Below are 9,335 nucleotides of genomic sequence, written 5' to 3'. Positions count from 1 at the left end.
GCCGGAGCGGCTTCCTTCTTCTCGGGCGCCGGGGCGGCTTCCTTCATCGCCGGGGCGGCGGGGGCGGCTTCCTTCATCGCCGGGGCGGCAGCGGGGGCCGCGCCCTTCTCATGGCTCTTCGCGAACGCGAAGCCGGCCATCGACAAAACGAACGAAACGGCGACGAACAGGCACACGATTCTCTTCATTTCCATTTCCTCCACCAAGAGTTTTAGGATCTGTTTCGTTTCTATTCAAAGAGGATGCCAACCGGCATCTTCTTTATAAATAATCGACAAGATACGGATTTCCCGAAGGGGACCCAATCGCTCCCCCCCCCACGCCTTCCCCAAATAAAGCACGATTTCCCCATTTGAGGAATCCTGCGCCGCAAAGACATCAGGCAGGAATGATACCGAACTTTTTGAGGCGGTAGATGTAGGCCTTGTAGCTCATATGAAGGAGCTCCGCCCCCCGGACATGGACGCCTCCCGACCGGGCGACCGCCTGACGGAGCAGCTGCTCCTCGACTTTTTCGAAGTCCACGCCCTGTGCCGGAAGATCGAACGCCTTCGCCGGAACGGATTCCGCACCCTCCTTCAGCTCCTGAGGTAGCTCCTCCGTACCTATCGTTCCTTCCTCGGCCAGGACCACCGCCCGCTCTATGACCGAGGACAGCTCCCGGATGTTCCCGGGCCAGGGATAGCGCATCATCAGGCGCATTGCCTCCTTGCCGATCTGCCGGACGGGGGGAACCCCCTTCTCCCCGTGCTTCCCGAGGAAGTGTTCCGCGAGGAGGGGGATGTCCGAGATCCTCTCCCGGAGCGGCGGCAGGGTGAGCCTGACGATGTTGAGCCGGTAGAAGAGGTCTGCGCGGAACCGGCCTTCCCGCACGGCCTCCTCCAGATCCCGGTTCGTCGCGGCCACGATCCGTACGTCGACCGCGATGTTCTCCTTGCCTCCCACCCTGCGGATCTCCTTCTCCTGCAGGGCGCGGAGCAGCTTCGCCTGGGTTTCCAGCTTCACTTCCGCGATCTCGTCGAGGAAGATCGTCCCCCCCTCCGCCGCTTCGAACAGGCCGATCTCCCGGCGCATGGCCCCCGTGAACGATCCCCGCTCGTGGCCGAAGAGCTCGCTCTCGAACAGGGTGTCCGGGAGGGAAGCGCAGTTCACGGCGAGGAAAGGTTTCCGGCCGCGGCCGCTCATGGAATGGATGTTTCGGGCGACGACTTCCTTTCCCGTGCCGCTTTCCCCCATGAGCAGTACCGTGCTCTCGCTCCTCGCGACGCGGGGAAGGATCCTCTTGATCTCCCGGATCACGGCGTGCTCGCCCAGGATCGGGAAGGAGCCGGCGGACAGCTTCTCGGACAGCATCCGGTGCGATTCCCGCAGCCGCAGATTCTCGATCGCCCGCTCGATGATGATGAGCAGCCGGGCCCTGTCGACCGGCTTCTCGAAATAGTAGTACGCTCCTTTCTTGATCGCCTCCACCGCCGTCTGGATGGTGCCGTACGCGCTGGTGAGGAGGATGGGCATGCCCGGGGAACGCGCCAGGACGGCGTCGATCAGATCCTCCCCCGTCATGCCCGGCATGATCAGGTCGGTCAGCACCAGGTCGACCGCCTCGCGCTCGAGGGCCCGGAGCGCCTCGTCCCCGCTGCCCGCCAGCACGGCGTTGTACCCCTCGCTTTTGAGGATCGCCCCGAGGATCTCCCGCTGGTTCCGCTCGTCGTCGACGACGAGGATCGTCCCCTTCATGCCCGCCCCTCCCGGGGCTCCGCGCCCGGCAGGACGACCTCGATCCGGGTCCCTTTGGCAGGCTCCGAATCCACCCGGATCTCCCCTCCGTGCGCGTCGATGATCTTCTTCGTCAGGATCAGCCCCAGCCCAAGCCCCGACGGCTTGGTCGTGAAGTACGGCTCGAAGATCATCTTCCGGTCCTTCTCCTCGATGCCGACGCCGGTGTCCTCCACGACGAAGGCGTACCTGCCGTCATCCCTCGCCCCCCCCGACAGGCGAAGCTCCCCGCCGTTGGGCATCGCCTCGATCGCGTTGACGACGAGGTTCAGCGCGGCGCGCCGGACCATGTCCGGATCGACCGTCGCCTCCCCGTTTCCCCGGAAATCGCGGCGGCACACGATCCCGTTCGCGGCCATCCGCTCCCCCGCCATCCGCAGCACCCCTTCCAGGAGGTCCGGCATGCGGACCGTCGTCCGCTGCGCCTCGGGAGGACGCCCGTACATGATGAAGTTGGTCACGAGGTCGTTCAGACGCCCGATCTCCTCCTTGATCCGGACGATGACCTGCCGCTTCTCCTTCTCCTTCTCCGGGCAGGACGCCGGCGACAGCGTGTCGAGGTGGTCCACGGCGAGCCCGATGAAGTTCAGCGGGTTGCGGATCTCGTGGGCGACGCCCGACGACAGCTTTCCGAGGTGCGACAGATACTGGCTCTCCCGGACCTTTTCCTCGAGCTCCCGGTTCTGGCGGAGCCGGACGATCATCTCGTTGAACGCCCGGGTCAGCCGCCCCACCTCGTCCTTCCCGTCCACGGGGAGCTCCGATGAGAGGTCACCCGCCGCCACCTTTTCCGCCGCCAACGCCAGCCGCTCCACGGGCAACACGTACCGGGAGGAGATGCCGACCGCCAGGAGCAGCCCGAGGGAGAAGATCAGCAGCGTCGTGACGAACCGCAGGTAGAGGTTCCTCCGGATCGGCTCCGTGAAGTCGTCGATCTGCATCCGGGCGTGGATGTAGCCGAGCGATTCCCCGCCGACCCGCACGGGGACCACGAGGTCCTTGGACTGGATCTTCTCCCCGGTGACGTCGCCGAAGGACGCGGTGATCACCAGCGGCCTGGAGGGGAGCTTGATCCTCGCCTGCCGCCCGATCGCCCTCGGGTTGGTGCTGTCGATGACCGCCATCTCCTCGTCGATGACCGACACCTCCCGGATGCCGGATTTCTTCAGCGACGCCACGTAATGCTCGAGGCGGTCCTCTTCGGAGAGTCCCGTCGTAGTGAGCTGCTCCACGCTCACGCTGATCGCGGTCGAAAGCTCCAGGAAGCTCTTCTCGATCTCCCGCTTCAACGCCTCCCGCCCCAGGTAGTACGGGATGAACGTGGAACCCAGGGAAAAGACGAACAGGATCGCCATGACGAGGGTGAGCTTGTACCGCAACCCCCGGTCCCGGAACGGAATACCCGAAAATACCGACATCATTAAACCTCCGATGGAAACAGCCGCTTGACGATAACAGCCTAGCCCGCATTTCTCACCAGCGTCCGTAGCGAGGCGGTGGAGACGGGCGTGGATACAAGGCGTCGCGACCGAGGGCCCCGGAGGCGCACTTGAAAGTGCGTCGAGGAGCCCGACCGAGCGCAACGCAGTAGACATGCCCGTATCCGCCGCCGCAGTAGGAGGCTGGTGAGAAATGCGGGCTAAAACATCATCATTTTACCGCCTCCCGCCCCGTTCGCAATCCCGGGGGCTGTCCGGATGCGGTAAGATTCCGTGAAGACCCGAAGAGGCCGACGTTGCGAAAAGGCGCCAAAAACATCGCCAGGTTTCTCGCGTTCCTCCTGCTCGCCGGCGGAGCGGCATATGTATTCCTGTTCACCGAGACCGGGGAGATGTTCCGCACGGCGGAAGGCAGGAAAGCGCTCGTGGACGGGCTGGACCGCGCCGTCCGGGCGGCGGGCCCCCTCGGGCCGCTGCTGTTCATCCTGGTCTACGCGGCGGGGAGCATGGTCGCCCCCGTCACGCCTTTCACCATCGCGGGGGCCGTCATCTTCGGGAAGTTCTACGGGATGTTCTACAACCTCGCCGGCGACATGGCGGGCGCCACCCTCTCCTTCTTCCTCGGAAGGTACTTCCTGCACGGGATCGCGCGGGACATCCTCGAGACGAGGCTTCCCTGGCTCGACCGGAAGGCCGCGGAGGAAGGGTTCACGATCATCTTCTACCTGCGGCTGTTCTGGTTCCCTTTCATCGTGCTGAACTACGCGGCCGGCGCCACGCGGATCCGCTTCCGCGACTATTTCCTCGGGACCGTCCTCGGGATCCTGCCCTCCGTCTTCATCGTCACTTACTTCATCGGCGCGCTGAAGGATCTCCTCGCCTCCTACCGGGGACCGGCGGACCTCGTGACGCCCCAGATCCTCGTTCCCATCGTCCTGCTGATCCTTTCCTTCTTCATCCCCTCCCTCGTGAAGCGCCTCCGGAAATCCCCGGAAAGGTAGCCGCTTGATCTCCGTCGTCATCCCCGCCTTGAACGAGGAGGCCTCGCTGGCGGAAACCATCCGGTCCTGCAGGCGGGCGGGAACGTGCGAGGTCGTCGTCGCGGACGGCGGCAGCCGGGACAAAACGGTCGAGATCGCCCGGCGGCTCGCCGACGCGGTGGTCGCCGCCCCCATGGGAAGGGCGACCCAGATGAACGCCGGAGCCGCGGCCTCCCGGGGCGACACGCTCCTGTTCCTGCACGCCGACACGGCGCTGCCTCCCGGGGGGCTTGCATCGATCGCCGAAGCGATGGCGGACGGGGAAGTCGTCGGGGGGGCGTTCCGGATCCGGCTGACCCCGTCGGCCGCCGCGGGGCCCTACGCCAGGGCGGTGCTGCGGGCGGTGGGGCGCGGGATCGGCTTCCGCTCGCGCCTCTCCCGTTCGTATACCGGCGACCAGGCGATGTTCGTGCGCGCCGATGCGTTCCGGGCCTTCGGCGGCTTCCCCGAGATCCCGTTGATGGAGGATGTCGAGATGTCGCGGCGGATGCGGCGCGCCGGGAAGACCGTCCTGCTGCCGGAGGCGGTCGGCTCCTCGGGGAGGCGATGGGAGGCCTGGGGGCCGGCCCGGACGGTGTTCCTGATGTGGGGGCTCCGGATCGGCTACCTCCTCGGCATGTCCCCGGAACGCTGCGCCGCCCGTTACCGGAAGGGGCCGTCCTTCCTCCAGCCCCGGGCTAGTCGCCGCCGATGACGGGCTCCCACGTCAGCAGCAGCGGGGTGTAGGGATCGACGAGGTCCTTGTGGCGGGGCACGACCCGGACGGCAAAACCATAGCGCCCGCTGATCTTGCAGGGCACCTCCGCCCGGTAGATCTCCTCGTCGCCCTCCCGCCGTTCGTGGGCAGCGGTCACGATCACGCCGTCGCGAATCTCCCCGGCGGCCGTGTATGCGCCGTGGCGGACCTCCACGGACACGTCTTCCGGGGAAAGACCTCCAAGCCGCACCCGGATGGCCGCCTCGACGGCATCCCCCACGAGCATGTCCCGGTGCTTCCGCAGCTCGTCGACGCGGATCGACACGCCGGGCCACGCCGAAGTCACCCGCGACCGCCACGCCGCCAACTCCCTCGCGGCAGCGCTCCCGTCGGCGGAGAGGCGTCCACCCGCCCGATGGGCCGGCAGGTAGCACGTTTCCGCGTATTCCCGAACCATCCTCTGGGTGTTGAAGAACGCCCCCAGCCTGCGGATCGACGCCTTCATCATGGCGATCCAGGCGCGGGGAAGCCCGCCTCGGTCGCGGTCGTAGAACATGGGGACGATCTCGTTCTCGAGGAGGTTGAAGAGCGCCTCGCACTCCACCCGGTCCTGCTCTTCCGGATCCGCGTAGACCTCCCCGCTACCGATCGCCCACCCCACGTCGGAGGAGTATCCCTCGTCCCACCACCCGTCCAGGACCGACACGTTCAGCGCGCCGTTCGCCGCCGCCTTCATCCCGCTGGTCCCGGACGCCTCCAGCGGCCGCCGCGGCGTGTTCAGCCACACGTCGACCCCCTGGACCATGTATCTCGCCACGTTGATGTCGTAATCCTCGACGAAAACGATCCGGTCGCGGATCCTCGGGTCCGAGGCGAAATGCTTCACGGACCGGATGATCTCCTTGGCCGGGAGGTCCTGCGGATGCGCTTTTCCCGCGAAGATGATCTGCACCGGCCGATCCGGATCGGTCAGCAGCCTGATCAGCCGGTCCGGCTGCAGGAACAGCAGGTTGGCCCGCTTGTACGTGGCGAACCGCCGGGAGAACCCGATGGTCAGCGCGCCGGGATGGAGCACCTCTTCCGCTCCCCTCTGGAGCGCCGGCCCCGCCCCCTGACGGTCGAGCTGCTCCCGGAGCCGCTTCCTTGCGAAGAAGACCAGCCGCTCCCTCCGGGCCTCGTGGATGCGCCACAGCTCGACGGGGGGCACCGCCTCCACCCGCTCCCACACGGACTGGTCCGCCGGCTTCTCGAGGAACCGGGGCCCCATGTACCGCACGAACAGCTCCGCCATCTCGTGGCTGATCCACGACCGGGTGTGGATCCCGTTGGTGATGCTGCGGATCGGAACCTCCGCCTCCGGCAGCCCGGGCCACAGCTCCTTCCACATGCAGCGGGAAGTCCGGCCGTGCAGCTTCGCCACGCCGTTCGAGAACGCCGCCGACCGGAGGGCGAACACGGTCATGCCGAATTCCTTCCCCCGCTGGGGGTGGATCTGCCCCATGGCCAGCAGCTCCTCCCACGGCAGCCCGAGCGGGCGCGCCTCCGGCTCCAGGTACTTCCGGAGGAGTTCCGGGTCGAACTGCTCGTTCCCCGCCGGAACCGGCGTGTGGGTGGTGAACACGCTCGTTGCGAAGACCAGCTCCCGCGCCTCGGCGAAGGATAAATTCCGGGAGGCCATCAGGTCGCGGATCCGCTCGAAGATCAGGAACGCGGAGTGGCCTTCGTTCATGTGATACACGGTGGGGACGCGTCCCAGCGCCTTGAGCGCCCGCACTCCCCCGATGCCGAGAAGGATCTCCTGCCGGATCCGCATTTCCCGGTCTCCTCCGTAGAGGGTGGAGGTGATCTCCCGGGAACGGTCCGAGTTCCCCCGGATGTTGCTGTCCAGGAGGTACAGCGGCGTGCGTCCGACGTCGACGCGCCACACCCGGGCCCGGACCGGCTCCCCGCCGATGTTGACCTCGATCTCCACCGGAGAGCCGTCCTTCCGGATCTCCATGGAGACCGGCATGTTGTACCAGTCGTTGTCCGGGTAGAGCTCCTTCTGCCAGCCGTCCAGCGACAGGATCTGCCGGAAATACCCTTTCTGGTAGAGGAGCCCCACGCCGACCAGCGGCAATCCGAGGTCGGACGAGGATTTCAGGTGGTCGCCGGAAAGCACCCCAAGGCCTCCCGAATAGATCGGCAGCCCCTCGTCGATCCCGAACTCGCAGGAGAAATACGCCGCCTGGAATTCCGCCTCCCCGCCGTGGGATTCCGAGAACCAGGAAGGCGCCTGCAGGTACTGCTGGAACGAGCGGTAGACCCGCTCCACGTTCGCGACGAAGCTTTCGTCCTTCGCCGCCGCTTCCAGGTCCGCCTGCGGCACGGAGCCCAGCATCTGGACGGGGTTCTGGTACGACCTCTCCCAGAGGACCGGGTTCAGGCGGATGAAGAGCTGCACCGCCTCCCAGTTCCAGGAGAACCAGAGGTTCCCGGCGATCTCCCGGAGGGGAGCGAGCGCCTTCGGGATGTTCGGCCGGACATGGAAATGGCGGATCCGCATGGGGCCCTCCCCGGGGCGGCGTCAGGCGGTCTCGATCGACTTGAGTCCCGCGAGGCCGAGTTTTTCCGTCATCGCTTCGCGCAGCTTGTACTTCTGGATCTTCCCGCTGGCGGTCGAAGGGAACGCGTCGAGGAAGACGACGTACTTCGGGACCTTGTAGCGGGCGATCATCCCCTTGCAGTAGTCGGTGATCTCCTCCTGCGCCGCCTCCATCTCCGGCCGGAGGCGGACGCAGGCGACCACTTCCTCGCCGTATTTCTTGCTGGGGACGCCGACGACCTGGACGTCGAGCACCTTCGGGTGCGTGTACAGGAATTCCTCGATTTCCCTCGGGTAGATGTTCTCGCCGCCGCGGATGATCATGTCCTTGGCCCGGCCGGTGATCTTGTAATATCCGAGCTCGTTCCGGACGGCGAGGTCGCCCGTGTATAGCCACCCTTCCGGATCGATCACGCCGTCCGTCGCCTCCGGCATCTTGTAGTACCCCTTCATCACGAGGTAGCCGCGGGTCGCCAGCTCTCCCTGCGCCCCGGTCGGAAGCTCCTTCCGCGACTCGGGGTCCACGATCTTGACTTCCGTGTCCGGCATCGGCCGGCCGACGGTGGTCACGCGCAGCTCGATCGGATCGTCCGTCCGGGTCATCGTGATCCCCGGCGACGCCTCGGTGAGCCCGTAGGTGATGGTGATCTCGCGCATGTTCATCTTGTCCATCACCGCCCGCATCACCTCGATGGGGCAGGGCGAACCGGCCATGATCCCGGTGCGCAGGTGCGACATGTCGTACTTCGACGGCTCCTTCGCGAGCTCCTCCAGCTCGGCGATGAACATCGTGGGCACGCCGTGGACCGCCGTGCAGCGCTCCTTCGTGATCGCCTCGAGCACGGCGGGGGGCGAGAAGCTCTCGACCGGCACCATCGCGGCCCCGCGGGTGACGCAGGCCATCGTGCCGAGGACGCAGCCGAAGCAGTGGAAGAACGGGACGGGGATGCACATCCGGTCCGCGGCGGTGAGGTTCATGCAGTCGGCGATGTTCGCCGCGTTGGCGACCAGGTTCCTGTGCCGGAGCATGGCGCCCTTGGGGAATCCCGTGGTGCCCGAGGTGTACATGATGCAGACGACGTCTTCCGGATCGCAGGACGCCTCCTCGGCCTCGAGTGCCCGGATCGGGGTCTTTTCCGCCATTTCCTTCATCTCGTTCCAGTTCAGCATCCACGGGTAGCGCTTCTCGCCGATGTGCACCACCGTGCGCAGATGCGGGAACTTCTCGGAGCGGACGCGCCCCGCGGACGCGTCGCGGACCTCCGGGCAGATCTCGAACAGCGTGCCGGGATAGCTGACGTCCTTGAATCCGTCCGAGAGGATCAGAAGCTTCGTGTCGCTCTGGCGGAGGAGGTATTCGAGCTCGAACGGCCGGTATTGCGTGTTGATGGTGATGAGAACCGCCCCGATCCGCGCGGAGGCGAACTGCAGGATCAGCCACTCCGGGACGTTCGTCGCCCAGATGCCGACGTGGTCCCCCTTCCGGATCCCGAGCGCCATGAGGCCGCGCGCGACGGTGCGGCATTCCTCCCGGAACTCCCGGTAGTTCAGGCGCAACCCGCGGTTCACGTACACCATGGCGTCGGAATCCGGGTATTGCGCCGCAATCTCGTCGACAAGCCTTCCGATCGTGATCTTCTTGCAGTCCACCGGCGTCTCCTGCGGGACGATCCCCGAAAAACAAATAAAACAATCAGGTAATCGTAATCGACCGCCGGGGGGAGAGTCAAACGCGGATCGGCGGACGGCGCAGCCCCGTCCCTTCGGCTTTTCCTAATACTTTTCACGGGAAATGCCGA

At 66.1% G+C, this 9,335-nt stretch carries 7 protein-coding genes; 2 read left to right on the top strand and 5 right to left on the bottom strand.

What is annotated here, in order from left to right:
- From AB1346_02740 to AB1346_02730, 3 genes are all read right to left on the bottom strand, one after another.
- Nucleotides 1-188, bottom strand: a 188-nt coding sequence (locus tag AB1346_02740) for a hypothetical protein (GenBank protein ID MEW6719348.1), incomplete at its 3' end; no start/stop codon positions are given.
- Between the two features lie 190 nt (nucleotides 189-378).
- The gene (locus AB1346_02735; GenBank protein MEW6719347.1) at nucleotides 379-1,737 is read right to left on the bottom strand and encodes a sigma-54 dependent transcriptional regulator; all 1,359 of its coding nucleotides are present in this window, start codon (nucleotides 1,735-1,737) and stop codon (nucleotides 379-381) included.
- Entirely contained in the window at nucleotides 1,734-3,194 is a 1,461-nt protein-coding gene (locus AB1346_02730; GenBank protein ID MEW6719346.1) for an ATP-binding protein, read from the bottom strand. Before AB1346_02730 ends, AB1346_02735 begins: the two co-directional genes overlap by 4 nt.
- 317 nt (nucleotides 3,195-3,511) lie before the next feature.
- On the opposite strand from AB1346_02730, the gene AB1346_02725 reads away from it, so the two are divergent.
- Together AB1346_02725 and AB1346_02720 are read left to right on the top strand one after the other, a co-directional pair.
- Nucleotides 3,512-4,216 (top strand): TVP38/TMEM64 family protein, encoded by a 705-nt coding sequence (locus tag AB1346_02725; protein ID MEW6719345.1) that lies wholly within the window; start codon nucleotides 3,512-3,514, stop codon nucleotides 4,214-4,216.
- Between the two features lie 4 nt (nucleotides 4,217-4,220).
- Complete coding sequence (locus tag AB1346_02720) at nucleotides 4,221-4,949, top strand: TIGR04283 family arsenosugar biosynthesis glycosyltransferase (GenBank protein ID MEW6719344.1); 729 nt, start codon at nucleotides 4,221-4,223, stop codon at nucleotides 4,947-4,949.
- On the opposite strand, the gene glgP is transcribed toward AB1346_02720, so the two are convergent.
- The gene (gene glgP / locus AB1346_02715) at nucleotides 4,933-7,497 is read right to left on the bottom strand and encodes an alpha-glucan family phosphorylase (GenBank protein ID MEW6719343.1); all 2,565 of its coding nucleotides are present in this window, start codon (nucleotides 7,495-7,497) and stop codon (nucleotides 4,933-4,935) included. The two genes, AB1346_02720 and glgP, sit on opposite strands and share 17 nt — an antisense overlap.
- A gap of 21 nt (nucleotides 7,498-7,518) precedes the next feature.
- Nucleotides 7,519-9,186, bottom strand: a complete 1,668-nt coding sequence (locus AB1346_02710; GenBank protein ID MEW6719342.1) for an AMP-binding protein — start codon at nucleotides 9,184-9,186, stop codon at nucleotides 7,519-7,521.
- Nucleotides 9,187-9,335: the final 149 nt, after the last annotated feature.

The sequence above is a fragment of the Thermodesulfobacteriota bacterium genome (assembly GCA_040758155.1).
GTDB lineage: Bacteria > Desulfobacterota > Deferrimicrobia > Deferrimicrobiales > Deferrimicrobiaceae > UBA2219.
Note: the sequence above shows the minus strand (reverse complement) of the source record. Positions and strands in the feature narration are given on the sequence as shown.

Bases quoted from the DNA above. Each gene is read 5' to 3' on its own strand.
- AB1346_02730 (MEW6719346.1), bottom strand. From the start codon at position 3,194: ATGTCGGTATTTTCGGGTATTCCGTTCCGGGACCGGGGGTTGCGGTAC.
- glgP (MEW6719343.1), bottom strand. From the start codon at position 7,497: ATGCGGATCCGCCATTTCCATGTCCGGCCGAACATCCCGAAGGCGCTC.
- AB1346_02735 (MEW6719347.1), bottom strand. From the start codon at position 1,737: ATGAAGGGGACGATCCTCGTCGTCGACGACGAGCGGAACCAGCGGGAG.